Here is a 26,164-nt window from a genome sequence, read left to right as displayed (position 1 = left end):
ATGGGCGTCCTCGCCACCCGCGACCTCACGGTGCGCTTCGGCGGCCATGTGGCCGTCAACGGCGTGACCTGCTCGTTCGAGCCGGGCACGCTCACCGCCATCGTCGGTCCCAACGGCGCCGGCAAGACCACCTACTTCAACCTGATCTCGGGCCAGCTCGCGGCCACCGCGGGCCGCGTCACGCTCGGCGGACGCGACCTCACCGGCCTGCCGGCCTCGCAGCGCACCCGCGCCGGGCTCGGGCGGGCCTTCCAGCTCACGAACCTGTTCCCGCGCCTGACCGTGCTGGAGAACGTGCGCCTGGCGGTGCAGGCCGCGAGGGAGGGCGCGCACCGGCGCGGCCTGAACCTCTGGAGCATCTGGATCGACCACGCCGCGCTCACCGCGCGGGCGCAGGAGATCCTGCGCGCGGTGGCCCTGGAGGCGCGAGCCGGGGAGGGCGTCGCCGGCCTGCCGCACGGCGACCAGCGCAAGCTGGAGGTGGCCCTGCTGATCGCGCTGGAGCCGCAGGTCTACATGTTCGACGAGCCCACCGCCGGCATGAACGCCGCGGAGGCGCCGGTGATCCTGCAGCTGATTCGCCAGCTCAAGGCCGACCGCAGCAAGACCATCCTGCTGGTGGAGCACAAGATGGACGTGGTGCGCGAGCTCGCCGACCGCATCATCGTGCTGCATAACGGCTCGCTGGTGGCGGACGGCCGGCCCGAGGAGGTCATCGCGCTGTCGGTGGTGCAGGAAGCGTACCTGGGGGTGAAGGCGGCATGAGTTCCGACCTGCTCACGCTCAGCGGCGTGCACACGCACATCGGGGCGTACCACATCCTCCACGGCGTCGACCTCGCCGTGCCGCGCGGCCAGCTCACCATGCTGCTGGGGCGCAACGGCGCGGGCAAGACCACCGCGCTGCGCACGGTCATGGGCCTGTGGCGGGCCTCGAAGGGCCGGGTCTCGTTCGACGGCCAGGACATCACCGCCTGGGAGACCCCGCGCATCGCCTCGCTGGGCGTGGCCTATGTGCCGGAGAACATGGGCATCTTCGCCGACCTCACCGTCAAGGAGAACCTGCTGCTGGCTGCCCGCGGCGCGCGCCGCATCGAGCAGGTGGATGCGGCGCGCCTGCAGTGGATCTTCGGCCTGTTCCCCGCGGTGGAGAAGTTCTGGAACCATCCGGCCGGCAAGCTCTCGGGCGGCCAGAAGCAGATGCTGGCGGTGGCCCGCGCGATCGTGGAGCCGCGCCGGCTGCTGGTGGTGGACGAGCCGAGCAAGGGCCTGGCGCCCGCCATCGTGCAGAACATGATCGAGGCTTTCGCGCAGCTCAAGGCCAGCGGCGTGACCCTGCTGCTCGTGGAGCAGAACTTCAGCTTCGCCCGGCAGCTGGGCGACACCGTCGCCGTGATGGACAACGGCCGCATCGTCCACGCCGGGCCCATGCAGGCCCTGGCGGACGATGAAGGCCTGCAGCAGTCGCTGCTGGGGCTCTCGCTATGAACCGCATCGATGTCGACTGGAAGCCCCTGGCGCTGGTGCCCCTGCTGGCGCTGGCGGTGTGGCCCTTCATCGGCTCCGCCTCGACCTGGGCCACGCTCACGGTGGCCGGCCTGGCCATGGGCATGATCATCTTCGTGATCGCCTCGGGCCTGACCCTGGTGTTCGGGCTGATGGACGTGCTGAACTTCGGCCATGGCGTGTTCATCGCCCTGGGCGCCTTCGTCGCCACCAGCGTGCTGGGCGCGATGGGCGACTACACCGCGTCGGGCAGCCTCTGGACCAACCTGCTGGCGGTGTTCCCCGCGATGCTCGTGGCCATGGCGGTGGCGGGCGGGCTGGGCCTGGCGTTCGAGCGCTTCATCGTGCGGCCGGTGTACGGCAACCACCTCAAGCAGATCCTGATCACCATGGGCGGGATGATCATCGGCGAGGAGCTGATCAAGGTCGTCTGGGGCCCGCTGCAGGTGCCGCTGCCCCTGCCCGAGGGCATGAAGGGCACGGTGCTCCTGGGCGACGCGGCGGTCGAGAAGTACCGGCTGCTGGCGGTGGTGGTGGGCGTGGCGGTGTTCGCCGCCTTGCTATGGACGCTCACGCGCACCAAGGCCGGCCTGTTGATCCGCGCCGGCGTGCAGGACCGCGAGATGGTCGAGGCGCTGGGCTACCGGGTGCGGGCGCTGTTCGTGGGCGTCTTCGCCGCGGGCAGCGCGCTGGCCGGGCTGGGCGGCGTGATGTGGGGCCTGTACCAGCAGAACGTGGTGCCGCAGATGGGGGCGCAGGTCAACGTGCTGATCTTCATCGTCCTGATCATCGGCGGGCTGGGGTCCACCACGGGGGCGCTGGTGGGGGCGCTGCTGGTGGGGCTGATGGCCAACTACACCGGCTTCCTGGTGCCCAAGCTGGCGCTGTTCTCCAACATCCTGCTGATGATGGCCATCCTGCTGTGGCGGCCCCAGGGCGTGTACGCCCTGAACAAGTGAGGGGAGGGCGGCCATGCTGACACGCCTGCTGTCCAACGATTTCCCGCGCAGCCGGTTGCTGGCGGCGCTGCTGGTGCTGGTGCTGCTGGCCCTGGCCTTCACGCCGTTCCTGGTGCCGGGAGTGAAGGCGCTGAACGTCGCGGCCAAGGTGCTGGTGTTCGTGGTGCTGGTGGCCAGCTTCGACCTGCTCCTGGGGTACACCGGGATCGTGAGCTTCGCGCACACCATGTTCTTCGGCATCGGGGCGTACGGGGTGGCGATCGCCTCCACGCGGCTGGGGGCGGGGTGGACGGCGCTGGGGGTGGGCGTGGGCGCGGCGCTGGCGGTGTCCTTCGTGCTGGCGCTGGCGATCGGGCTGTTCTCGCTGCGGGTGCGGGCGATCTTCTTTTCCATGATCACGCTGGCGGTGGCCGCGGCCTTCCAGACGCTGGCCTCGCAGCTGTCCGAGTTCACGGGCGGCGAGGACGGCCTGAGCTTCAAGGTGCCCGAGCTGCTGTCGCCGAGCTTCGAGTTCTCCGAGTCGCCGTTCCTGGGGGTGTCGCTGGACGGGCGCCTGGCCTGCTACTACCTGCTGTTCTTCACCGCGCTGGTGCTGGTGCTGGTCATGCTGCGCATCGTCAACTCGCCGTTCGGGCGGGTGCTGCAGGCGATCCGGGAGAACGAGTTCCGCGCCGAGGCGATCGGCTACCGGGTGGTGGTGTTCCGCACGGTCTCGAGCATCCTCTCGGCGCTGTTCGCCACGCTGGCGGGGGCGATGCTGGCGCTCTGGCTGCGTTACAACGGGCCGGACACCTCGCTGTCCTTCGAGATCATGCTGGACGTGCTGCTGATCGTGGTGATCGGGGGCATGGGCACGGTGTACGGGGCGCTGCTCGGCTCCGGCCTCTTCCTGGTGGCCCAGAGCTACCTGCAGGACCTCCTCAAGCTCGCCAGCGAAGCCGCCGCCGGCCTGCCCTGGCTCGCCGCACTGCTCTCGCCGGACCGCTGGCTGCTGTGGCTGGGGCTGCTGTTCGTGCTGTCGGTCTATCACTTCCCGACGGGGGTGGTGGGGCGGCTGCGGGCCAGGGGGCGGCCGGGCGCGTGATCGGGGGGACGAGCCTGCGGGCCTGCGGGGTCTTGCATCAAGGCGAGCGTTCGTTTGTCGGTCAGGTTCGGGTGGGGCTGCCACCCGCCTTCCTCCGGCAAGGTTCGCGTCGCGGGGCTGGCGGGTGGGCTCCTCCCGGGGGCCTGGTGCACTCCCGTGCACGGGCCCACGGGTCCCTCCGCCCACCCGCCAGCCCCACGCCGCTCACGCCGCCCAAGTCAAGGCTTCGCACCGGAGAGGCCACTTCCGTTTTCTCCGGCCGAGTCACTTCGGTGGTATTGGGAGAAAGTGTGGCTTCGCGGAGCGTGGGCCATGACGTCGGAAGGACAGTGCCCACGGTGCCCGCGATTTGGGGTGCACGTGGGCGGGAAAAATGACCCGGGTTCTTTCCGGCGCGAAGCCTTTACGTGTTCGTGCGCGATGCGCGGGTGGGGGCGGCAGGCGGAGGGGCCCGTGGGGCCGTGCGCGGGAGCGCACCAGCCCCCCGGGAGGAGCCTGCTGCCCCCGCCCGTGCAGCGCGCGCCGCCGGAGGAAGCCGAGGGAGGCCGAGACAACCAGTCGCGTTGATGCAAGACCTGACCCCAGCCCCCAGGCCCCTCAGTCCTTGGCCCCCATCGCCAGGGCCCTCTCCCTCTGCGCCTTCAACTCCCCCGCATCCGGCCGCTCCAGCGTCGGCCACCCCGCGAGGTGCGTGGCGGCGATGTCCGCCATCGCCCTGATCCAGGCCGGGTGGTCGTTCAGGCACGCAATGGCGTGGTAGTCCTTGCCGCCCGCCGCGAGGAAGGCCTCCTTGCCCTCCATCGCGATCTCCTCGAGCGTCTCCAGGCAGTCGCTGGTGAAGCCCGGGCAGGCCACGTCCACGCGCGCCACGCCGCGCCGGGCCAGCGCCTGCAGCGCCGGCTCGGTGTACGGCTCCAGCCACTTGGCCTTGCCGAAGCGGGACTGGAAGCTCACCGTGTACTGCGCCTTCTCCAGCCCCAGGCGCTGGGCCAGCAGGCGGCCGGTCTTGTGGCATTCGCAGTGGTACGGGTCGCCGGCGAGCAGGGTGCGCTCCGGGACGCCGTGGAAGCTCATGACGAGGTGGTCCGGCCTGCCGTGCGCCGCCCAGTGGTCCTCGATGCGGCAGGCCAGCGCCTCGATATACGCCGGCGCGTCGTGGTAGCGGTTGGCGAAGCGCAGCTCCGGCACCAGGCGGGTGCGCACGGTCCAGGCGTTCACCGCGTCGATCACGCTGGCCGTGGTCGTGCCCGAGTACTGCGGGTACGCCGACAGCACCAGGATCCGGGTCGCGCCCTCGGCCTTCAGCGCGTCGAGCTGCGAGGCGATGGAGGGATTGCCATAGCGCATCGCATGGCGCACCACCACCCGGTGGCCGCGCTCGCCCAGGGCGCCCTGCAGCAGGCGGGCCTGGCGCTCGGTGTGCACCTGCAGCGGCGAACCGGCGGGCGTCCAGATGCTGGCGTACTTGGCGGCCGACTTGCCGGAGCGAAGCGGCAGGATCACCCCGTGCAGCAGCGGCAGCCACACGGCGCGCGGAATCTCCACCACCCGCGGGTCGCTCAGGAACTCGCGCAGGTAGCGGCGCACGGCCGGCGCGGTCGGCGCGTCGGGCGTGCCCAGGTTGCACAGGAGGATGCCAGTGGTGGGAGCCTGGCCATGGGTGTGGGGAGGCTCGGGTCGGAAAGGAAGGACTGCGGGCATCCGGGTATTCTCGCCCCATGCTGAACCTCGAACGGATCCGGGCCATTTCGCTGGACCTCGACGACACCCTCTGGCCCATCTGGCCCACCATCGAACACGCCGAACGCGTGCTGCGCGAGTGGCTTGCCGCCCACGCGCCGATGACTGCCGCCCTCTACGCCAATCCCGGCGCCCTGCGCGAGATCCGCAACGAGATGGAGCGCCTGCGCCCCGACCTGCACAACGACCTCAGCGCCCTGCGCCGCGAGTCGATCCGCCTGGCCCTGTACCGCGCGGGGGAGGACCCGCTCCTGGCCGAGGCCGCCTTCGAGGTCTTCTTCGATGCCCGCCACCACGTCACCTTCTACCCCGACGTGCTGCCCGCGCTCGAATTCCTCGCCGCGCGCTACCCCCTGGTCGCCTTGTCCAACGGCAACGCGCAACTCCATCGCGTCGGCCTGGACCACTTCTTCCAGGCCGCCATCAATGCCCGCGAGTTCGGCGTCGGCAAGCCCGACCCGCGCATCTTCCATGCCGCCGCCGGCGCGGTGGACCTCACGCCCCACGAGGTGCTGCACGTCGGCGACGACACCCTGCTGGACGTGCTCGGCGCGCAGAACGCCGGCATGCAGGCGGCCTGGGCCAACCGCAAGGAGGCGCTGTGGCCGCACGAGGACCAGGCGCCCGAGATCGAGGTCTACGGCTTCAACGAGCTGTGCGACGCATTGCGCTGAGGCGGCCCACCGCGTGCTGCGCCGACAGCACCGCGCCCTCGAGAGTGGCGGGGTAGGGGCCGTCGACCCAGTCGCCGCAGGCCCACAGGCCCGGCGCGATGGCGATGCCCGGGCGCTCCAGCCCCGGCGTGCAGGCGAAGGTGGCGCGCTTCTCGACCACGGTGCGCAGCGGCCGCACCTCGTCCCAGCCCAGGGCGCAGGCCTGCGCCATCACCTGCTCCTCGATCGCCTCGCGCTCGCCGCGGCTGGCGCTCGCCACGAAGGCCAGCAGGCCCTCGGGCCCGCCCAGTTGCCCGCGGTCGAACACGAACTGCGCCGGCGCGTCCGGCCCGCTGGCCAGGGCCAGCATCGGCGCCGGCAGGCGCGGCCCGCCCGTGGCATAGACGGTGGCGATGGCCTCGTGCCGCAGCGCCCGCGCCTGCGCCTGCCAGGCCAGGGCGTCGATCGCGTTGTCCTCCACCAGGCGCAGCGCGTCCCAGCTCGGGCAGGCCAGCACCACCGACTCGAAGGCATCGCCGTCGACCAGCCAGCCGGTCGGCGACTGCACCAGCAGCGAGACCCGGTGCCCCAGGCGCAGCGTGGCGCCATGGGCCGTGAGCCAGCGCGCCGCGGCCTCGGGCAGCAGCTCGCCCAGGGGCGCCTGCGGCAGCAGCAGCCAGGAGCCGCCCCAGCGGCCCCAGCCGCGGCCGAACAGGGCGTCGCGCATCACCCGCAGGAACACCGCGCCGCTGGCCCGGTCGACCGGGGTGTTGAGGGCCGACACGCACAGCGGCTCCACCAGCTCGCGCACCACGCGCGCAGGCAGCGCCTCGCACAGTGCGGCGACGGTCAGGTGCGAGGCGCAGCGAAAGCCCGCCCGCCGCCAGCCGCCGGCCGCCCGCAGCAGGGCCAGGCGCTCGCGCCAGGACCAGCCGCGCGCGGTGACGATGCCCCAGGCCGCGTCCAGCGGCGCGGGCCACGGGGGCAGCGCCAGGCCGCGGCCCTGCGGGTCGCGCAGCGCCAGCGGCATGGCGTGCAGCACGGCGGCCGGGTCCACCCCCACCGCCTCCATCAGCGCCAGGGTCTGCCGGTAGGCACCGATCAGGACATGCTGGCCGTTGTCCAGGCGCGCGGTGCCGCCGCCGGGCAGGCCCACGTCCAGGGTGCGGGCGCGGCCGCCGAAGCTGCGGGCCGCCTCGAACAGGGTGACCTGGTGGCCGGCGCGCACGGCCTCGACGGCGGCGGCCAGGCCGGCCCAGCCCCCGCCGACGATGGCCAGGCGGGGGGCGGTGGCGAAGGAATCAGAAGCGCCCAAGGGCCTGCACCTTCCAGGCGAGCCAGAACTTGCGAAGCGGCGTCAGGCCGATGCGCTGGTGCAGCACGCGGAAGTCCTCGTGCTCGATCTCGCGCAGCAGCGTGCGGTAGATGTTGGCCATCATCAGGCCGGGCTTCTGGGCGCGCCGGTCGGCCGCGGGCAGCAGGGCCAGGGCCTCGTCGTACAGCGCATGGGCCCGCGCGGCCTGGAACTTCATCAGCGCGGTGAAGCGTTCCGAGTACTCGCGCTTGAGGATCTCGTGCGCCTTCACGTCGAAGCGCTGGAGCTCGTTCACCGGCAGGTAGATGCGCCCGCGCATCGCGTCGTCGCCGACGTCGCGGATGATGTTCGTGAGCTGGAAGGCCAGGCCCAGCTTGTGGGCGTAGGAGGTGGTGGCGGCCTGGGTCTGGCCGAAGATCCGCGCCGCCACCTCGCCGACGATGCCGGCCACCAGGTGGCAGTACCGCTCCAGGCCGGTGAAGTCGAGGTAGCGGGTCTGGCTGAGGTCCATCTCGCAGCCGTCGATCACGGCCTGCAGGTGGCGCGCCTCGATGGCGAATTCCTGCGTCCACGGCATCAGCGCCTGGGTCACCGGGTGGGTCGGGTTGCCGGCGAAGGCCTGCGCCACCTCCTTGCGCCACCAGGCCAGCTTGGCGGCGGCGACGGTGGGGTCGCTGACCTCGTCGACGACGTCGTCGACCTCGCGGCAGAAGGCATAGAAGGCGGTGATGGCGGCGCGGCGCGGCGCAGGCAGGAACAGGAAGGCGTAGTAGAAGCTGCTGCCCGAGGCGGCAGCCTTGTCCTGGACGTAATGCTCGGGCGTCATGCGCGCGATTGTCCCATCGGCGCCGCCTCGCGCGGGCGCATGCGCAGGCACCGCCACAGGATCACGGGGGCATCGGCCGCGCCCACCGTGGGACGGCGGCGGAAGCTGTCCCAGCCCGAGGCCTCGATCTTGTCGAGGATGCGCAGCCCGCCCTGGACCACCGCGCGCAGCTCCCAGCCCGCGCGCCCCGGCACGCGGTGGGCGATGCCGGCGCCGCGCAGCATCAGCCCGCGCGCCCAGTCGCACTCGCTGGCGACCAGCGCGCGGGCCTGCGCCGCGCCGGCCCAGGTGGCGGGGCGGTCGGGGTCCAGGCCGTGGGCGCGCAGGTCGGCGGCGGGCAGGTAGAGGCGGCCGCGGGGCAGGTCCACGCTCAGGTCCTGCCAGAAGTTGATCAACTGCAGCGCCGTGCAAACGTCGTCGCTCTCGGCCAGGGCGCGGTCGTCGGTCACGCCGTACAGGTGCAGCATCAGCCGGCCCACCGGGTTGGCCGAGCGGCGGCAGTAGTCGAGGAGCGCAGCGCGGTCGGCGTAGCCCTGGGCGTCGCGGGTGTGCCGCACGTCCTGCGCGAAGGCCGAGAGGAGGTCGGCCAGGGGCTGCACCGGCAGGGCGTGCGAGCGCAGCGCCGCGGCCAGCGGCCCGAACACGCCGGCCCAGCGCGCCGAGGCCGGGCGGCCGGCGGCGCAGGCCTCCAGGTCCTCCCGGTAGGCGGCCAGGTCGGCCAGGCGCTGCGCCGCATCGGCCTCGCCCTCGTCGGCGATGTCGTCGGCGGTGCGCGCGAAGCCGTAGATCGCGGCCACCGCCGGGCGCAGGGCCGGCGGGCACAGCCACGAGGCCACCGGGAAGTTCTCGTAGTGGTCCACGCTGGCCACCGGGGCGGGAGCGTTCGCAGGCGCAGGCGTCTTGGAGGGCAGGGGCTCGGTCACGGGCGCGATTGTCGCTTGGCGGGTTCAGCGATCCCCCTCCCGTTGAATTACTGACCGGTCAGTCACTAGAATCGCATTGACGCTGTCCTGGCGTCACCCCGACCATCCCCGCATTTCCAGGCCACCCCCGATGAACCCTCTGCCCGTCCTCCCGCGCGCCGCCCTGGCGCTGGCCATGACCCTGCTCCTGGCCGCCTGCGGCAAGGCCCCGCCCGCGCCCGAGCCGGTGCGCGCGGTCAAGGTGATCACGGTGGGGGCGGGCGCCGCCTCGGCCGCCTCCGAGTTTTCCGCCGAGGTGCGGGCCCGGGTGGAGAGCCGCCTCGGTTTCCGCGTCGGCGGCAAGCTGGTGCAGCGCCAGGCCGAGCCCGGCCAGCGGGTGCAGGCCGGCCAGGTGCTGGCGCAGCTGGACCCGCAGGACCTGCAGCTCGCGGCCGACGCGGCGCGCGCCCAGGTGGCGGCGGCCCAGACCCAGCGTGACCTGGCCGCGGCGGACCTGCGCCGCTACGCCTCGCTCAAGGACCAGGGCTTCATCAGCGGCGCCGAGCTGGAGCGCCGCGAGACCGCGCTCAAGGCGGCCCAGGCGCAGCTCGAGCAGGCCCAGTCGCAGCTCGCGGCGCAGGGCAACCAGGCAGCCTACGCACGCCTGCTGGCGCCGGCCGCCGGCGTGGTGACGGCGGTGGAGGCCGAGCCGGGGCAGGTGGTGGCCACCGGCGCGCCGGTGGTGCGCCTGGCCCTGGACGGCCCACGCGACGCGGTCTTCGCCGTGCCCGAGGACCGCGTGCGCGCGGTGCGGGTCGGGTCGGCCGTGGCGGTGCGCCCGCTGGCCGACGGGCCGGCGCTTACCGGCCAGGTGCGCGAGGTCGCGGCCAGCGCCGACCCGGTCACCCGCACCTTCCAGGTGAAGGTGGCCCTGCCGGCCGGCGCGCCGCTGGCGCTGGGCACCACGGTCTACGTGACCCCGCAGGCGCTGGCGCCCGCCAGCGCACCGGTGATCAAGCTGCCCACCAGCGCGCTGCGCCAGGAGGGCGCGGGCAGCGCGGTGTGGGTGCTGGACGCGGCGAGCATGACACTGAAGTCGCAGCCGGTGCAGGTGGCCGGCGCCGACGGCAACGAGGTCGTCGTCACCGCCGGCCTGCAGCCGGGCCAGCAGGTGGTGGCAGCCGGCGTGCACGTGCTGCAGGCCGGCCAGAAGGTCACCCGCTACCAGGAGCCGCGATGAGCGAGGCGCGCACCGGCGACGAGCCGAAGGCCGGCTTCAACCTCTCCCGCTGGGCGCTGGAGCACCCGGCCCTCACCCGCTACCTGATGCTCGCGCTGATGGTGCTGGGCTTCGCCTCGTACTTCCAGCTCGGGCAGGACGAGGACCCACCCTTCACCTTCCGTGCGATGGTGGTGCGCGCCTACTGGCCCGGCGCCACCGCGCAGCAGGTGGCCGACCAGGTCACCGACAAGATCGAGCGCACCCTCCAGGAGGTGCCCTACGCCGACATCATCCGCAGCTACGCCAAGCCGGGCGAGTCCTTCACCATCCTGCAGATCAAGGATTCCTCGCGCGCCGCCGACGTGCCCAACGTCTGGTACCAGGTGCGCAAGAAGGTCGGCGACATGCGCTCCACGCTGCCGGCCGGCGTGCAGGGTCCCTTCTTCAACGACGAGTTCGGCGACGTCTTCGGCGTCATCTACGCGATCGAGGCCGAGGCCGGCTACGGCTATGCCGAGGTCAAGCGCTTCGCCGACGACGCGCGCCAGGCGCTGCTGCAGGTGCCCGACGTGGCCAAGGTCGAACTGTTCGGTGTGCAGGACGAGAAGCTGTACATCGAGATCTCGCACAAGCGGCTGGCGCAGCTGGGGCTGGACATGGCCCAGGTCATCGCCCAGCTCGGGCAGCAGAACGCGGTGGAGTCCGCCGGCGCGGTGCAGGCGCCGCTGGACGTGGTGCAGGTGCGCGTGGCCGGCCAGTTCCGCGCGCTCGACCAGCTGGCCGCGATGCCGATCCGGGGCAGCTCGGGCGCGCAGCTGCGCCTGGGGGACATCGCCGAGATCCGCCGCGGCTACGTCGACCCGCCGCAGGTCAAGGTGCGCCACCAGGGCCGCGAGGTGATCGCGCTGGGCGTGTCCATGGCCAAGGGCGGCGACATCATCCGCCTGGGCGAGGCCCTGCGCGCGGCCACCGCCCGCATCGGGGCCCAGCTGCCCGCCGGCGTGAAGCTGGTGCAGCTGCAGGACCAGCCGAAGGCGGTGTCCACCTCGGTGGGCGAATTCGTGAAGGTGCTGGTCGAGGCCATCGTGGTGGTGCTGGCGGTGAGCTTCCTCTCGCTGGGCCTGCACAAGCACCACGACGGCCAGTACCGGCCCCTCTGGCGCCGCTACTACGTCGACATGCGCCCCGGCCTGGTGGTGGCCATCACCATCCCGCTGGTGCTGGCGGCCACCTTCCTGGTGATGCACTACGGGGGCATCGGCCTGCACAAGATCTCGCTGGGCTCACTGATCATCGCCCTGGGCCTGCTGGTGGACGACGCCATCATCGCCGTCGAGATGATGGTGCGGAAGATGGAGGAGGGCTACGACAAGGTCCGCGCGGCCACCTTCGCCTACGAGATCACCGCCATGCCCATGCTCACGGGCACGCTGATCACGGCGGCCGGCTTCCTGCCGATCGGCATGGCCCGGTCCACGGTGGGCGAGTACACCTTCGCCATCTTCGCGGTGACGGCGGTGGCCCTGGTCCTGAGCTGGATCGTCTCGGTCTACTTCGTGCCTTACCTGGGCAACGCACTGCTCAGGCCGAAGCCGGTGACCGCGCAGCACCAGGAGCATTTCGATACGCCGTTCTACCGGGGCTTCCGCCGACTGGTCACCTGGTGCGTGGCGCACCGCTGGACCACCCTGGGCCTGACCGTGGCCGCCTTCGCGCTGGGCCTCGCCGGCATGGGGAAGGTGCAGCAGCAGTTCTTCCCCGACTCCAGCCGGCCCGAGATCCTGGTGAGCTTGTGGTCGCCCGAGGGCACCTCGTTCGCCGCCAACGAGGCGGTGGTGCGCCGCTTCGAGCAGCGCTTGATGAAGGAGGATGGCGTGGAGGGCGTGAGCAGCTGGGTGGGCTCGGGCGTGCCGCGCTTCTACCTGCCGCTGGACCAGATCTTTCCGCAGACCAACGTCTCCGAGCTGATCGTGGTGCCCCGCGACCTGGCCACGCGCGAGGCCCTGCGCCTGCGCCTGCCGCAGCTGCTCGCCGCGGAGTTCCCCGAGGTGCGCGGGCGGGTCAAGCTGCTGCCCAATGGCCCGCCGGTGCCTTACCCGGTGATGTTCCGCGTGGTCGGCAGCGACCCGCAGCAGCTGCGCGCCTATGCCGACCAGGTCAAGGCGGCGATGCGCGCCAGCCCCAATACCCGGGGCGTCAACGACAACTGGAACGAGCCGGTCAAGGCCCTGCGCCTGGAGGTGGACCAGGACAAGGCGCGCGCCCTGGGCGTGTCCAGCCAGTCCATCGCGCAGGCGGCGCGCACCGTCTTCACCGGCGGCACCATCGGCCAGTTCCGCGAGGGCGACAAGCTGATCGACATCGTCCTGCGCCAGCCGCTGGCCGAGCGCGACGCGATCTCCGACATCGCCAACGCCTACCTGCCCACCGCCTCGGGCCGTTCGATCCCGCTGGCGCAGGTGGCCCGGCCGGTGTTCGGCTGGGAGCCGGGCGTGCTGTGGCGCGAGGGCCGCAGCTACGCCATCACCGTGCAGGCCGATGTCGTCGAGGGCCTGCAGGGCGCCACCGTCACCACCGAGCTGCTGCCGGGCCTGCGCGAGCTGGAGGCGAAGTGGGCGCCGGGCTACCGCCTGCAGGTGGCCGGCGCGGTGGAGGAGAGCAGCAAGGGCTCGGCCTCGATCGCGGTGGGCGTGCCGGTGATGCTGTTCATCACCTTCACCCTGCTGATGCTGCAGCTGCAAAGCTTCAGCCGGGCGATGCTGGTGTTCCTCACCGGCCCCCTGGGCATCGCCGGCGTGGCGCTGGCCCTGCTGGCCTCGGGCCGGCCCTTCGGCTTCGTCGCCCTGCTCGGGGTGATCGCCCTCACGGGGATGATCCAGCGCAACTCGGTGATCCTGATCGACCAGATCGAGCAGGACCGGGCGCGCGGCGTGCCGGCCTGGGACGCGATCGTCGAGGCGGCGGTGCGCCGGCTGCGGCCCATCGTCCTGACGGCGGCCGCCGCGGTGCTCGCCATGATCCCGCTGTCACGCTCGGTGTTCTGGGGACCGATGGCGGTGGCCATCATGGGCGGCCTCATCGTGGCCACCGCCCTCACGCTGCTGGCGCTGCCGGCGATGTATGCGGCCTGGTTCCGGGTGAGGCGCGAATCCACCGGCTAGAATCGCCCTCCGTTGCGCGGGTGGCGAAATTGGTAGACGCACCAGGTTTAGGTCCTGACGCCTGCAAGGGTGTGGGGGTTCGAGTCCCCCCCCGCGCACCAGACGAAGACAAGAAAAGCCAACGGCATCTCGCGAGGGTGCCGGGCGATCCGCCCGCCGCATCCGCGCGCCGCATCCGCCCGCCGCATCCGCCCGCCGCATCCGCGCGCCGCATCCGCGCGCCGGGTCAGGGGGCGAACCCGGTCCCGCTGCCGTTCCTCGGCGCCACGCCTCTTGCGGCGCCCGGGCCGGGGCCGACCGGGCCCGGGCCACAGGCACGCCCCCTTCACGCCTGGCGTCCCTCCAGGAGCAGCCGCTCGCGCGCCGCCGGATGCGCGACGCCCGCGATCAAGGCCCTGCGCTCCTCCAGCGTGGTGGCCCGCAGGTCCGCCACGCCGTGCTCCGTGACCACGAGGTCCACGTCACTCTGCGCCGAGGTGACCCACCCGCAGCGCGCGACGATGCGGCTCGTGTCATCCCGGCCCGTGGTGGAGGGCAGCGCCAGGATCGCCAGCCCGCCCTCCGACCGGCGCGCCGCACGGAAATAGTCGGTCTGGCCGCCGACCGCGCCCACGTAGCGCGCGCCCAGGAATTCCGCGTTCACCTGCCCGCACAGGTCGACCTCGATGGCCGAGTTGATCGCCATCAGCGGCGAGCCGGGCACCGGCGCGACGAGCTGCGACGGCGACGCGAAGCCCAGCACGCCGTCGGGCGACAGCGTGTCATAGAGCGCCCGCGTACCGACCGCCAGCGAGGCCAGGCAGGCATCCGGCGTGGCCGTGTCGATCGCGCCTGCGTCCAGCAGCCCGAGAAACCAGTCGCCCAGCATGCCCGAACGCAGCTTCAGGCCGCGCCGGTCCCGGAGCGCCTCGGCCACCGCGGCCGCCAGGCTGCCGATGCCCAGTTGCACGGTCGCGCCGTCCGGCACCCAGCGCGCCACATGCCGCCCCATCTGCCGCTGCACCTCGCCCGGCGGCTCGGCGGGGGACTCCAGCAGGGGCTCGTCGCATTCACGCGCCACCACCACCTGGCTGCGGTGCAGCCGGCCGGCGCCGCGTGTCCGGGGCAGGCGCGCATTGACCTCGACCACCACCGCGCGCGCCGAGCGGGCCGCCTCCCAGGCGTAGTCCTGCGTGCAGCCCAGGCTGTGGTAGCCCTGCGCGTCGGCCGGCGAGACCTGCAGCAGCACCACGTCGGCCGCCAGCTTGCGCGAGGCGATCAGGCCCGACAGCTGCGACAGCGAGGCCGGTACCACCCGCGCCCGGCCACGCGCCACCAGCTTGCGCACCGCCCCCAGCCCGCAGTAGGTGGAGACGTGCAGGGACTCGGGCACCTCCTTCTCCCACGCGGGGTTGAGCGAGAAGCCGCAGAACACGTCCAGCGTGCCCAGGCGCGGCGCCAGCTCGAAGAGCTGCGCCACCAGGCCGACCGGTTCGCCCAGCGCCTGGCCCACGAGCAGGCGGTCACCGGGGCGCAGGCAATCGGCCAGGGGAGGGCATGCCATCGAGACTCCCGTGGCGCGGCTCAGGACCCGGCCCGCAGTTGCAGGTGCTCCGGCAGCCTGCCGGCGATCGTCAGCGTCATGCTGCCCGCGCCGCGGCTCGCCTCGCCGTCGAAGTCGGCCTCCAGGCCCACCGGCTGGATGCGGTGCCAGTGCTCCTTGTGCGTGCCGTCGGGAAAAACCACCTTCGAGGGGTGCGAGACGTCCCAGACGTCGTGCTCCACCACCTCCTCGCCGCGCCAGGCGCCCAGGCCCTTGCCGTCGTTGTAGCCGCCGCTGTAGCCCAGTCCCTGCATGGCGATGGACGATCCGCGCGCATCGACCGCCAGGCGCAGCTGCCGGCCACCTTCGAAGCTCACCCGCACGCCGGCCTGCCGGAACCGGCGCGTGCCCTCGTGCAGGTCCACCTCGAGCTCGATCTTCGTGGCGTGGTGCTCCTGCTGCGTGCGCCGGTCCGTCACCACGCCCGTGGTGTAGGGCGCGTCGTCGCCGCGCCCCGAGAACAGCAGCGAGCCGCTCAGGGTGTCGGTGGAGAAGAACAGGAAGGACATCACGTGGCCCTTCTCGGCCAGCGCCACCTTCGGCCCGGTGACCGGCTCGGCTACGCCCATGCCGCGCCGCACGCCCCAGGAGTGGTCCCGGCAGGCCCACCAGCGGTCGATCTCGACCCGCTGGCCGCCCGCCTCCAGCCAGCCGCTGGCCTCGCCGATCTGGTCGAAGCGGCGGTAGTCCTCGACCGTGCGCCCCTGCAGGCGGGTGTAGTGCGGATGCTCCTCGTGGGCCGGCGCGACGCAGTCCCAGCGGATCTGGCCGTGCAGGCCGTGGTCACCCGGCGCGATGGTGATCTCGAAGGACTTGAGCGGCTCGACCGGCTGCACCCGCAAGGGGCCGCAGACGGTCTGCGCATCGCGGTTCAGCGAGCGCGAGACGCGCAGGTTGTACTGCCGGCCGTCGACGATCATCACCGCGCCGCCGTCCAGCACGTTCATGTTGCGGTAGGCGCCCATCGTGACCTGGATCGCGACGCGGCCGTCGGGCGAGTAGATGGCGAACCAGTAGCGGTCGAACCAGCGCGGGTCGCTCGTCCAGACATGGTCGAAGGTGGTGGGCAACTGGTGCCAGAGGGTGTCGTCGAGGGCGGTCAGCATGGTTCAGGTCTTCGCTTCGGGGGTGGGACTCGGGGCGGTCGGCACGTAGCGCATGGGCACGCGCGAGGCGCGCTCGGTCATGTGGGCCACGATGGCGCGGTGGTGCCCGGGCGAGAGGGCCTCGCTGCACACGGCCTGCGCCAGCAGTTCGCGCAGCCGGGTGTTGCGCGCCTCCAGCGCGGCGGCGTCGGCCACGTCCGGCTCGGGCTCCGCCAAAGCCTGGTCCACGCGCGCCGACAGGTCGGGGCCGAGCGCGTCCCCCAGGCCGGCCAGCAGGCGCGCCGTGGCCTCGTTGTCGTGGCGCAGGAATCCCGCGACGGCCGGCAGGGCGCCGGTCAGCATGCGCAGGTTGGCCACCAGGCCGTCGAGGAGGGTGCGGGCGAAGGGGTCGGCCACGCAGGGCGCGACCACGGTTTCGAGGATGCGGCAGGTGCCCTGCAGCTGCTCCTGGACGGTGGGTTTCATCGACGGCTCCCCGCGCTGCGGTCGTGCGTGGCGCTCATGTGGCGGCCTCCATCATCTGGAACATGGGCCGGAACAGCCACGAGGGCGTCTGGAACACGCGGTTGTAGCGGCCCGCCACGAACTCGGCCACGGCGGTCAGCTGGATCACCGACAGCTTCCAGCAGGAAAAGACGTTCCACCACAGCAGGTCGGCCTCGCGGACGCTGCGGCCGGTCAGCTCGCGGTAGGCCTCGACGATCTGCTGGCGCTCCCAGTGGCCGGGGACCTGGTGCTCGCGCTTGCGCACCGGGTTGGTGACCCAGCCCAGGTCCTCCAGCGGGTCGCCCAGGTGCGCAGTCTCCCAGTCGAGCTTGGCCGTGATGCGGCCGTCCACCACCAGCGCGTTGCCCGGCTTGAAGTCGCCGTGCACCAGCACGATGGCCTCGGCCTGCGGCGCGTGGCGTCGCAGCCAGGCCCGCACGTAATCGAGTTCCGGATGGGGTTCGAGCTGCACCCTGCGGTACTCGGCTTCCCAGTGGCCCAGCGCCTCCAGCGAGGGTGCGGCTGCCGGCAGGCCCAGGCTCGCGTCCAGCGCCCGGGCGCGCCAGTCCACGGCATGGATGGCCGCCAGCAGCTCGATGAATCCGCGGGCGAGCGCCAGCCGGGAGGGCAGCGGCGCGCTGCCGTTGAGGACCATGTAGTCGCAGGCCCCGGGCACGCGCTCCATCACCACCGAGGGCGCACCCAGCCAGCGGCCCTCGCCGTCCATCCAGAAGACCCGCGGCGCGGGGACCGGCGTGTCCTCCAGGGCTCGCAGTACCGCGAACTCGCGCGCCCTTTCGGTGTTGAGCAGGGTGCCGGCGGCATCCCGCATGAGCATCAGGCGGTGCGCGTGCCGACCCTGGGCGTCGGTCCAGGTCGCATCGAAGGACCAGTTCTCGCGCGAGAGGCCGCCGGCGCTTCGCACCAATCCCTCCAGCACGATGTCCCGTGCCGAGGGAATGGCCTCGGTGATCAGCCCGCGCAGGCCCGCGACCACCTGGGCGACGGGGTCCGGCAGGGGGGTGTCCGTGGCAGTGTTCATGGGGGTGGACTCAGAGGATCGCCAGCGGCGTGAGCGGGCTGCCCGTGGCGCCCACGATCGGCAGCGCCGCCGCCACGAAGAGGAACTCGCGCCGGCCCGTGCGCACCAGCGGCTCGAGCTGCAGGCCTTCCAGCAGGGCGATGCCGAAGTCGCGGATCACGCACTGGTGCACCGGGAACACGGTGCCCGCCGCGAAGGGCAGCACCTCGATGGCGTAGTTGTCCGCGCCGATCAGGGCCACGTCCTGCTGCGCCAGCCACAGCCCCGCCTCGTGGTCGATGCCGGGCTCGGTATTGAAGTCCACCTCGGACTTGCCCTGCTGGGCGGCCAGCCACCCGGTGTGCAGCAGCACGGCGTCGCCGGGCTCCAGCGCCAGGCCGGCCGCGGCCAGGCAGGCCTGCAGGTCGGCGCGGGTGACGACCTCGCCGTCGGCGAGCGTGCGGCCTCGCAGGGCGACCACGTCCAGCAGCACCCCGCGCGTGACGGCCGGTGGCAGCTTCTCCACGCCCAGGCGCGTGGCGCCGGTCGTGCTTCGGACCGTGGTCTCGCGGTAGTTGTTGAACAGGCGCCCGTCGCACCAGGCGTGGCACAGCGCGTCGATGTGCGTGCCGATGTGAAGCGGCATGACCACCGTGTCCTCGGCGAACTGGAAGCCGCCAGGCCGCCCGGCGCCGGCCGCATAGTCGCCGCCGTCGCGGCCCATGAAGTGCTGCAGCCCGGCGCGGTGGAGCGGCACGGGCGTGCGGCTGGACAGCGGCTGCGCCAGGCGCACCACCTCGCCCGAGCGCACCAGGCCCGCGGCGCGCTTGACCTGCGCCGGTCCGATCAGGTTCAGCGCGCCGGCCTCGTCCGCCTCGCCCCAGCGGCCCCAGGCGTTCGGGCGCTCGTTGGCGAAAGGGTTGTCGCTCATGGTCTGGCTCCCTTCATGTCCTTCATGTTCACGGCAGGAGGGTGTGCAGCATCATCTTCTGCACCTTGCCCGTGGTGGTCAGCGGCAGCTGCGACTCGCTGGTGAAGTGGAAGCGCTGCGGCACCTTGTAGGCGGCCATCTCGCGCGCGCACAGCGCCCTGAGTTCCTCGCCGCTCGGCGCGGCGCCGCCTTCGGGGACGATGATGGCGACCAGCGCCTCGTCCAGCGTGGGGTGCGGCACGCCGATGACGTAGGCGGTGCGCACGGCGGGGTGGCGCATCAGCACCTCCTCGACCTCGGCGGGGGCGATGTTGATGCCGCCGCTCTTGACCATCTCCTTGAGCCGGCCCTTGTAGTACAGGCGGCCCTGCGCATCGAGCAGGCCCAGGTCGCCGGTGCGGAAGTAGCCGTCGGCGTCGTAGGACTCGCGCGTCTTCTCCGGCTCGCGGTGGTAGGCCAGGAACAGCGGGCCCTGGACGCGGATCTCGCCGACCTCGCCGGCCGGCAGCGGCGCGCCGGTCTCCAGGTGGCAGATGCGCACCGTGACGTCCGGCAGGGGCTCGCCGACCGAACGCAGGCGCAGGTCCAGCGGTTCGCCGGCGTCGATGACGGCGCAATTGCCGTAGGTCTCGCTCAGGCCGTAGACATTGCAGATTGCGTGTGCGCCCAGGTCCACGGCCAGCCGGATCTGCTCGGGCGTGCCGATGATCGCGCCGCTGCGCAGGCTCGTGAGGTCACGTGCGGGCCGGTCGGGGTGCTCGTGCAAGGCCTGCACGATGTTGGGCGTGGCGTAGAGGACGCTGCAGCGCTCGGCCTCGATCAGCCGCAGCGCCTCCTTCGGGTCGAAGTGCTCCTGCAGCACCACGCAGCCCCCGTGCGTGAGCAGGTTGGGCAGGGCGTTGACGCAGCCGAAACTCCAGAACAGCGAGACGGCCAGCCACAGGCGGTCCTGCTCGGTGTTGTGCTGGCGCTCGCCGATGTGGAAGCCGTTGCGGATCCACTGGCGGTGCTGCAGCAGGATGCCCTTGGGCAAGGCGGTCGAGCCGGAGGTGTAGAGCAGCATTCCCACGTCCCCGGGCTCGACGCGGCGCCCGGCCGCCTCGGCGGCCTCGAGGCCCGCCGGCGTCACGCCGGCCAGCATCGCCTCCCAGGAGGTCTCGCCCTGGCCGGCGTCCAGGACCGGGGCCTGCCCGGGATCGGCCGCCACCCAGACGGTGCGCGCCAGGTGCGGCAGGTTCCCGGCGGGCCGCAGGGCCGCGAGGATGGCGCGCCAGTCACTGCGGCGGAAGCGGTCGACGGCCACCAGCAGGCGCACCTCGGCGTGCGAGAGCGCGTGCTCCAGCTCGCGCGGCGTCGACCAGGTGTTGAGCCCGACCGAGGTCGCGCCGAGCTGCTGCAGGGCCAGGAAGGCCAGCACCCACTCCATGCGGTTGCCCATGAGGATGCCCACGGGATCGCCACGCCGGACGCCCAGCGCCGCCAGCCCCGCGGCGGTTCGCATCACCTCCTGGCGCAGCTGGCGGTAGGTCAGGCGGCGCTCGCCGGCGACGAAGGCCTCGCGCTCGCCGAAGCGCTGCGCCAGCTCACCGAGCAGCGCCGGGATGGTCTCGCTCGATGGGGTCGGGAATGTCATGTGCAGGCCTCCGTGTCCAGGCGGCGATCCGGGCAGGGCCGATTCATCCGGTTTTCGAAATGGCTTCTTCAATTTCGAAAAATGTAGCAGATCAGCCTGGGCCGCGGCAACTCGGGATGAACCCGCAACGCCCTCGGTTGACGTGGGGAACGATCCCGATTATCTTCCAGATCTGGAAAACAACTTCGCTATTTAGGAAGATATGGCCACGCTGCCCGCGCCGCCCCCGAGGCGCCGGGACCCGGGGTCGCCGCAGACGGTCGCCTACAATTTCCGCCATGAATCCCGACCGGTACCTGCGTACTTTCGACATCCTCGACCTGCTGGTCTCCCACAAGGAGGGGCTGCGGCTGACGGAGATCAAGGAGGCCCTTCAGCTGCCCGTGAGCAGCGTGCACAACATGCTGCAGACCATGGTGACGGCCGAGGTCGCCGTGGTCGACGACGACCTGCGCTATTTCGTCGGGCCCCGCGCGGTGGCGCTGGCGCTGCGCACGGTGCAGGGACTGGACGTGCGCGGCCTCGCACGGCGCCCGCTCCAGGAGCTGGCGCGCGAGATCGGCGATGACATCTACCTGGGCCTGCGCCTGGGCGCGCGGGTCGTCTATGCCGACCGGATCCTGGGCACCCAGCGCATCTCGCTGGACATCCGCCTGGGCGAGCCGCTGCTGCTGCACAGCACCGCCACCGGCAAGCTGTTCGCCGCCTTCGACGACAAGCTGGCCGCCCAGGTGATGGGCAAGAAGCTGGTCAAGCTCACGCCCGGCACCATCACCGACCCGGCGGCGCTCGCGCAGGAGTACGAGCGCATCCGTGCGCAGGGCTACTCCAAGAGCCAGGAGGAGTCGACGGCGGGCGTGGTCGGCTACGCGATTCCGATCCGCAACGCGGACGGCCAGCTCGCCGCCGCCGTCCACGTCTCGGTGCTGGCCACCCGCGCCACGAAGGCGCACGAACGCAAGCTGCTCAGCGCCTCACAGGCCTGCGCCACCCAGATCGAGCGTCTGCTCGGCAACTTCAGGCAGGACAGCCCCAAGGCCAGGCCGGCCCGCCGCAGCGCCTGAGGCCGGGCCGCCCGCCAGCAACCCCGAGGACCCCATGCCCCCTGCAAACAACCCTGCTGCCCTGGCGGGCCTGAAAGTCCTGGATGCCAGCCGCCTGCTGCCGGCGGCCCTGTGCACCCAGATGCTCGGCGACCTCGGCGCCGACGTGCTCAAGGTCGAGGAGCCCGGGCGCGGTGACTACCAGCGGGAGTTTCCGCCCCTGGGCCAGCAGGACTCCGGCACCTTCCTGCTGTGCAACCGCAACAAGCGAAGCATGACGCTCAACCTCAAGAGCGAGGAGGGCAAGCGCATCTTCCGCGAGCTCGCCGCGTCCAGTGACGTGGTCGTCGAGGGTTTCCGGCCGGGCGTGATGGACCGGCTGGGCCTGGGCTACGAATCACTGAAGGCGGTCAACCCGCGCCTGGTGTACTGCGCCATCTCGGGCTACGGGCAGGACGGGCCCTACCGGAAGGTCGCGGGCCACGACCTCAACTACATGGGCATCATCGGCGCGCTGCCGCTGTTCTCGCAGGCCGGCGGCCCGCCGATGGTGCCGGGCCTGCTGACCGCCGATATCGGCGCCTCGCTCACGGGCGTGTACGGCATCCTCGCGGCCGTGCTGGCCCGCCAGGCCAGCGGCGAAGGCCAGTTCGTGGACGTCTCCATGATGGACGCGGCCATGTCCTTCCTCACGTACCACGCCGCCGAGCCCCTGTTCGGCAACCTCGAGCCGCGCGGCGGCGAGTACCGCAACCTCGGCGGCGCCGCCTGCTACGGCATCTTCCGTTGCCAGGACGGCCATTACGTCACCCTCGGCGCGCTGGAGACGCACTTCTGGGCGCGCTTCTGCGACGCCGCGGGCGTGCCGGAGCTCAAGGAGGACCAGTTCCCCGAGGGTGAGGCCCGCGCGCGCCAGTTCCGGCGGCTCGAGGACGTCTTCCTCCAGCGCACCCGCGCCGAGTGGGTGGAGCTGTTCATGCGCCAGGACATCCCTGGCGGCCCGGTCAACACCCTGCGCGAAGCCTTCGACGACCCGCAGGTGCGCGCCCGCCAGATGCTGCTGCACGTGGACCACCCGGTGGAAGGCCGTATCCCGCAGCTGGGTTTCCCCGTCAAGTTTTCCGGCACGCCGGCCGCGATCCACGCGCCGCCGCCCACGCTGGGCCAGCACACGGCCGACGTCCTGCGCACGCTCGGCCTGTCGCCCGAGCGCATCGAGGAACTGGCCCGCTCCGGCGTGACCTGAGCCCACCAGGCGTCGCGCACTGCGGCGCTCCATTCCCACGCACGACGCGCCGGTAAGGCGCGCGGCGCGTCCCTGCGCGCTCGCCATCACCGCCCGACGCCGCGCCCTCAGGCCTTCTCCCCTTTGCAAACGGACATTCGTCCGCTAGAGTATTTTTCCGAAAAGAGGATCACGTTTCCAATTCACGAATTTAGAGGGAAGAGACGAAGAATGAGACATCCCATGCACGCGCCGGGCGCGATCGCGCGAAGGAGGGCCCGATGAGTCCGTCCGCGATCCTGGTCGAGAACATCCTGCAGGCCCTGGTCACCAGCCTCCTGATGGGCGGGGTGTACGGCCTGCTGTGCGTGGGCCTCGGCCTGATCTTCAGCATCATGCGGGTCATCAACTTCGCCCAGGGCGAGTTCATGATGCTGGGCATGTACGCGGCGCTGTTCGCGTTCGGCTCCCTGGGCCTGGGCGCGATGCTCGGCGCCTGGGGCGGGCTGGTGGTGAGCGCGCTGCTCGCCGGCGTGGCTCTGTACCTGCTGGGGGCGGCCCTGCACCCGGGCCTGCTCGCACGCGTGACCGGCGCGCGCGTCAGCGGCACGGAGGGCGAGGGCCACTATCCCCAGCTGATCCTGACCCTGGGCATTTCCCTGGTGATGGCCAACGGCGGCCTGCTGCTGTTCGGGTCGTCCCAGCACACCATCCAGACCCCGCTGTCCAGCGACGCCTGGGGCCTGCCGCTGGGTGCGGAGATGATGGTCTTCTTCAACAAGGCCCGCAGCCTGAGCCTCGTCGTCGCGCTCGCGATGGTGCTCGTGGTCATCCTGTTCATCACGCGCTCGCGCACGGGCAAGACCCTGCGGGCCGCCGCCGACAACCCGGTGGCGGCCAGCTACATGGGCATAGACGTCAGCCGCGCCCACCGCACCGCATTCGCCCTGGGCGGCGCCGTCACCGGCATCGCGGGCGGCCTGCTCGCCTCGTCCTATCCCTTCCAGCCCTACGTGGGCCACGAGTTCATCGTGATCATGTACACGGGCGTGGTGCTCGGCGGGATGGGCAGCGTCAAGGGGGCGCTCTGGGGCGGCATCCTGATCGGGTTCATCCAGCAGATGTCCTCGCTGTTCCTGCCGCTGCAGCTGCAAGGCACCGCCATCTTCCTGGTGTTCCTGCTCACGCTGCTGCTGCGCCCAGAGGGACTCTTCGGAAGGAGCACCGACCGTGCCTGAGACCACCCTGTCCTCCCGGGGGCTGGCACGCCAGTTCCTCCTCACCATCGGCCTGGCGGCGGCCTACCTGCTCCTCACGGGCGCCACCCGCAACAGCTACATCCTGCTGGTCATGACCCTGATCCCGATCTGGGCGACCCTCGGCGTGGCCTGGAACATCTTCAGCGGCTACTCGGGGCTGCTGTCCTTCGGCCACGCGGCCTTCTTCGGCCTGGGCGCCTACACGGTGGCCATCCTGTTCGAGTACGCCGGCATCACGCCCTGGGTGGGGGTCGTCGCCGGCGCGGCCGTCGGCGCGCTGGCGGGCCTGCTGGTGGGTTTTCCCACCTTCCGCCTGCGCGGCGTGTACTTCAGCCTGGCCATGCTGGCCTACCCGCTGTCGATGCTCTACATCTTCGAGTACCTCGGCCTGCAGGAGTTGGCCCTGCCGATGAAGAAGGAGAACGGCTGGGCCTACATGCAGTTCGGCGAGCCGCGCATCTACATCCTCCTGGCCACCGCCATGCTCGTGGGTGCCGTGCTCTGGAACCTGAAGCTGGGGCGCTCGCGCTTCGGCCTGTCCCTGCTGGCCATCAAGCAGAACGAGCTCGCCGCCCAGGCCTGCGGCATCGACCCGTTCCGCTGGAAGCTGAGGGCGCTGGCCATCTCCGGCGGCATCGCCGGCCTGGCGGGCGCCCTGTACGCGGTGCTGCTGATCATCGTGACGCCGCACTCGACCTTCGGCATGCTGGTCTCCGCGCAGGCGCTGATCTTCACCATGTTCGGCGGCGTGGGCCAGGTGGCGGGGCCGATCCTCGGGGCCGTCACGCTCATCCCGCTGAGCGAGTTCCTCACCAGCACCATCGGCGAGCACCTGCCGGGCATCCAGGGGGTCATCTATGGCCTGGCGATCATCGCGGTGATCCTGGTGGCCCCGCAGGGCGTGCTCACGTGGGTCGCGCAGCGGCGCGCCCGCGCCGCCCCCAGGCCCGCCGAGCCTGCCGAGCCCGCCGCGGCGACCGTCCTCCCGTTCCCGGCGGCTGCGACAGCGCCCGGGCGCCGGCCGGATCGCGGCCCGCAGGAGGTCGTCATGCGGGTGGTGGACATGTCCCGCAACTACGGCGGCCTGAAGGCCGTCTCGCAGGTGAGCTTCGAGGTCCACCAGGGCGAGATCCTCGGGATCATCGGCCCGAACGGCGCGGGCAAGACCACCCTGTTCAACCTCCTCAACGGCATCGTGCCGCCCTCGGCCGGCCAGGTGTTCTTCGAAGGCCGCGAGCTCACCGGGCTGCAGCCCTTCGAGGTGTGCCGCCTCGGGATCGGCCGCACCTTCCAGGTGGCCCGCCCGTTCGCGCGCCTGACGGTGCTGGACAACGTGCTGGTGGGGGCCCTGTCCAGCCAGGCCGACGACGACCGGGCGCGCGATGCCGCGCTGCGCGCACTCGAGCAGGTCGGCCTGGCGCAGGTCGCCTCCCGCCTGGCCGGCAACCTCACGGCAGTCCAGTTGCGCCTGATGGAAGTGGCCCGTGCCCTGGCCTCGCAGCCCCGGCTGCTGCTGCTCGACGAAGTCCTGGCGGGCCTGGGAGGCGCGGAGGTGGAACAGGTCCTGCACGTCCTGGAGCGGCTGCGCGCTGCCGGCATGACCCTGGTGATCATCGAACACACCATGCACGCCATGGTCCGCCTCGCCGACCGCCTGCTCGTGCTGGACCACGGGAAGGTGCTCAAGGTCGGCGACCCGCCTTCCGTGACCAGCGACCCCACGGTCATCGAGGCCTACCTCGGCAAGAAATGGGTGAAGCATGCTGCAGATTGAAGGGCTTCATGTCTCCTACGGCGACGTCCGTGCCCTGGTCGATGTCCACGTCGAGGTGCCGGCCGGCGCGCTGATCGCCATCGTCGGCGCCAACGGTGCCGGCAAGTCGACGCTGTTCAAGGCCATCTCCGGCAGCGTTCCCGCGCAGGCCGGCCGCATCGTCTTCGACGGCGAGGACCTGACCCGCGTGCGCTCGCCGTCCGAGCGCGCCCTCCGGGGCATCGCGCACGTGCCCGAGGGGCGCCAGGTGTTCAGCGGCCTGACCGTGCTGGAGAACCTCGAGATGGGCGCGCAGTCCGCCGCGGCGCGCAAGCAGTTCGGGCAGACCCTGGAGCAGGTCTACGCGCTCTTCCCGCGCCTGAAGGAGCGCGCCGCGCAGCTGGCCGGCACGCTCTCGGGGGGCGAGCAGCAGATGGTGGCGATCGGCCGCGGCCTGGCCTCGCGGCCCAAGCTGCTGATGCTGGACGAGCCGTCGATGGGCCTGGCCCCGGCGGTGGCCGATGCGATCTTCGAGCGCATCGAGCAGATCCACCGCGACAACGGCGTCACGGTGCTGCTGGTGGAGCAGCGCGTGGGCGAGGCCCTGGAGGCCTGCGACTACGGCTACGTGCTCGAAACCGGCCGGGTCGCCCTGGAGGGCACCCACGAGGCGCTGTCGAAGAACCCCGAGATCAAGAAGGCCTACCTGGGCATGTAGTTCCTTTCCCCCGGGCCCGGCCCAGCCGGGCGGGCCTCTT

22 protein-coding genes and 1 tRNA gene are annotated in these 26,164 nt (G+C 71.8%); 13 read left to right on the top strand and 10 right to left on the bottom strand.

Annotation, left to right across the window (positions count from 1 at the left end; all coding sequences use genetic code 11):
* From ACFQZY_RS01170 to ACFQZY_RS01155, 4 genes are read left to right on the top strand one after another with little or no spacing between them, the layout of a single operon-like run.
* Positions 1-765, top strand: coding sequence for an ABC transporter ATP-binding protein (locus ACFQZY_RS01170; RefSeq protein ID WP_377411620.1), 765 nt, complete (start codon positions 1-3; stop codon positions 763-765).
* Complete coding sequence (locus ACFQZY_RS01165; RefSeq protein WP_377411618.1) at positions 762-1,487, top strand: ABC transporter ATP-binding protein; 726 nt, start codon at positions 762-764, stop codon at positions 1,485-1,487. Before ACFQZY_RS01170 ends, ACFQZY_RS01165 begins: the two co-directional genes overlap by 4 nt.
* Entirely contained in the window at positions 1,484-2,464 is a 981-nt protein-coding gene (locus tag ACFQZY_RS01160; RefSeq protein ID WP_377411616.1) for a branched-chain amino acid ABC transporter permease, read from the top strand. Before ACFQZY_RS01165 ends, ACFQZY_RS01160 begins: the two co-directional genes overlap by 4 nt.
* Positions 2,465-2,477: 13 nt before the next feature.
* Positions 2,478-3,548, top strand: a complete 1,071-nt coding sequence (locus ACFQZY_RS01155) for a branched-chain amino acid ABC transporter permease (RefSeq protein WP_377411614.1) — start codon at positions 2,478-2,480, stop codon at positions 3,546-3,548.
* Between the two features lie 597 nt (positions 3,549-4,145).
* Here ACFQZY_RS01155 and hemH read toward each other — a convergent pair.
* Positions 4,146-5,249, bottom strand: a complete 1,104-nt coding sequence (gene hemH, locus ACFQZY_RS01150) for a ferrochelatase (RefSeq protein WP_377411612.1) — start codon at positions 5,247-5,249, stop codon at positions 4,146-4,148.
* A gap of 17 nt (positions 5,250-5,266) precedes the next feature.
* On the opposite strand from hemH, the gene ACFQZY_RS01145 reads away from it, so the two are divergent.
* Positions 5,267-5,962 (top strand): HAD family hydrolase, encoded by a 696-nt coding sequence (locus ACFQZY_RS01145; RefSeq protein WP_377411610.1) that lies wholly within the window; start codon positions 5,267-5,269, stop codon positions 5,960-5,962.
* Here ACFQZY_RS01145 and hpnE read toward each other — a convergent pair.
* From hpnE to hpnC, 3 genes are read right to left on the bottom strand one after another with little or no spacing between them, the layout of a single operon-like run.
* The gene (gene hpnE, locus ACFQZY_RS01140) at positions 5,934-7,256 is read right to left on the bottom strand and encodes a hydroxysqualene dehydroxylase HpnE (protein ID WP_377411608.1); all 1,323 of its coding nucleotides are present in this window, start codon (positions 7,254-7,256) and stop codon (positions 5,934-5,936) included. The two genes, ACFQZY_RS01145 and hpnE, sit on opposite strands and share 29 nt — an antisense overlap.
* Complete coding sequence (hpnD, locus tag ACFQZY_RS01135; RefSeq protein ID WP_377411606.1) at positions 7,243-8,082, bottom strand: presqualene diphosphate synthase HpnD; 840 nt, start codon at positions 8,080-8,082, stop codon at positions 7,243-7,245. The genes hpnE and hpnD overlap by 14 nt, the downstream gene beginning before the upstream one ends.
* Complete coding sequence (gene hpnC, locus ACFQZY_RS01130) at positions 8,079-9,005, bottom strand: squalene synthase HpnC (protein ID WP_377411604.1); 927 nt, start codon at positions 9,003-9,005, stop codon at positions 8,079-8,081. Before hpnC ends, hpnD begins: the two co-directional genes overlap by 4 nt.
* A gap of 130 nt (positions 9,006-9,135) precedes the next feature.
* Between hpnC and ACFQZY_RS01125 the strand changes: the two genes are divergently transcribed.
* The 3 genes from ACFQZY_RS01125 (at position 9,136) to ACFQZY_RS01115 (ending at position 13,468) form a co-directional block, all read left to right on the top strand.
* Positions 9,136-10,224 (top strand): efflux RND transporter periplasmic adaptor subunit, encoded by a 1,089-nt coding sequence (locus ACFQZY_RS01125; protein WP_377411602.1) that lies wholly within the window; start codon positions 9,136-9,138, stop codon positions 10,222-10,224.
* Complete coding sequence (locus ACFQZY_RS01120) at positions 10,221-13,367, top strand: efflux RND transporter permease subunit (protein ID WP_377411600.1); 3,147 nt, start codon at positions 10,221-10,223, stop codon at positions 13,365-13,367. Before ACFQZY_RS01125 ends, ACFQZY_RS01120 begins: the two co-directional genes overlap by 4 nt.
* Before the next feature lie 14 nt (positions 13,368-13,381).
* Positions 13,382-13,468: transfer RNA gene (locus ACFQZY_RS01115), tRNA-Leu, on the top strand.
* Positions 13,469-13,692: 224 nt separating this feature from the next.
* Here ACFQZY_RS01115 and ACFQZY_RS01110 read toward each other — a convergent pair.
* The 6 genes from ACFQZY_RS01110 to ACFQZY_RS01085 are packed head-to-tail and all read right to left on the bottom strand — an operon-like array spanning position 13,693 to position 20,126.
* Entirely contained in the window at positions 13,693-14,910 is a 1,218-nt protein-coding gene (locus ACFQZY_RS01110; RefSeq protein ID WP_377411598.1) for an acetyl-CoA hydrolase/transferase family protein, read from the bottom strand.
* Positions 14,911-14,930: 20 nt separating this feature from the next.
* The gene (locus tag ACFQZY_RS01105) at positions 14,931-16,055 is read right to left on the bottom strand and encodes a hypothetical protein (RefSeq protein ID WP_377411596.1); all 1,125 of its coding nucleotides are present in this window, start codon (positions 16,053-16,055) and stop codon (positions 14,931-14,933) included.
* 3 nt (positions 16,056-16,058) lie between these two features.
* Positions 16,059-16,520, bottom strand: a complete 462-nt coding sequence (locus tag ACFQZY_RS01100; RefSeq protein WP_377411594.1) for a hypothetical protein — start codon at positions 16,518-16,520, stop codon at positions 16,059-16,061.
* Positions 16,521-16,554: 34 nt separating this feature from the next.
* Positions 16,555-17,583 carry a phosphotransferase family protein gene (locus ACFQZY_RS01095; protein WP_377411592.1) on the bottom strand — a complete coding sequence of 343 codons (1,029 nt, stop codon included), beginning with the start codon at positions 17,581-17,583 and terminating at the stop codon, positions 16,555-16,557.
* Positions 17,584-17,593: 10 nt separating this feature from the next.
* Entirely contained in the window at positions 17,594-18,493 is a 900-nt protein-coding gene (locus ACFQZY_RS01090) for a cyclase family protein (RefSeq protein WP_377411590.1), read from the bottom strand.
* Positions 18,494-18,521: 28 nt separating this feature from the next.
* Positions 18,522-20,126, bottom strand: a complete 1,605-nt coding sequence (locus ACFQZY_RS01085; RefSeq protein ID WP_377411588.1) for a class I adenylate-forming enzyme family protein — start codon at positions 20,124-20,126, stop codon at positions 18,522-18,524.
* A 278-nt stretch (positions 20,127-20,404) separates the two neighbouring features.
* On the opposite strand from ACFQZY_RS01085, the gene ACFQZY_RS01080 reads away from it, so the two are divergent.
* From ACFQZY_RS01080 to ACFQZY_RS01060, 5 genes are all read left to right on the top strand, one after another.
* Positions 20,405-21,190, top strand: coding sequence for an IclR family transcriptional regulator (locus tag ACFQZY_RS01080; protein WP_377411586.1), 786 nt, complete (start codon positions 20,405-20,407; stop codon positions 21,188-21,190).
* A gap of 34 nt (positions 21,191-21,224) precedes the next feature.
* Positions 21,225-22,415: a CaiB/BaiF CoA transferase family protein gene (locus ACFQZY_RS01075; protein WP_377411584.1), complete on the top strand. Its 1,191-nt coding sequence runs from the start codon at positions 21,225-21,227 to the stop codon at positions 22,413-22,415.
* Positions 22,416-22,675: 260 nt separating this feature from the next.
* Positions 22,676-23,632 (top strand): branched-chain amino acid ABC transporter permease, encoded by a 957-nt coding sequence (locus ACFQZY_RS01070; protein ID WP_377411582.1) that lies wholly within the window; start codon positions 22,676-22,678, stop codon positions 23,630-23,632.
* On the top strand, positions 23,625-25,427 hold the full coding sequence (locus tag ACFQZY_RS01065; protein ID WP_377411580.1) for an ATP-binding cassette domain-containing protein: 1,803 nt from the start codon (positions 23,625-23,627) through the stop codon (positions 25,425-25,427). Before ACFQZY_RS01070 ends, ACFQZY_RS01065 begins: the two co-directional genes overlap by 8 nt.
* Positions 25,414-26,124, top strand: coding sequence for an ABC transporter ATP-binding protein (locus ACFQZY_RS01060; RefSeq protein WP_377411578.1), 711 nt, complete (start codon positions 25,414-25,416; stop codon positions 26,122-26,124). Before ACFQZY_RS01065 ends, ACFQZY_RS01060 begins: the two co-directional genes overlap by 14 nt.
* The last annotated feature ends 40 nt before the right edge of the window (positions 26,125-26,164 follow it).

This window comes from Ramlibacter sp. GCM10027632, assembly GCF_042675325.1.
Lineage (GTDB): Bacteria > Pseudomonadota > Gammaproteobacteria > Burkholderiales > Burkholderiaceae_C > Ramlibacter.
Note: the sequence above shows the minus strand (reverse complement) of the source record. Positions and strands in the feature narration are given on the sequence as shown.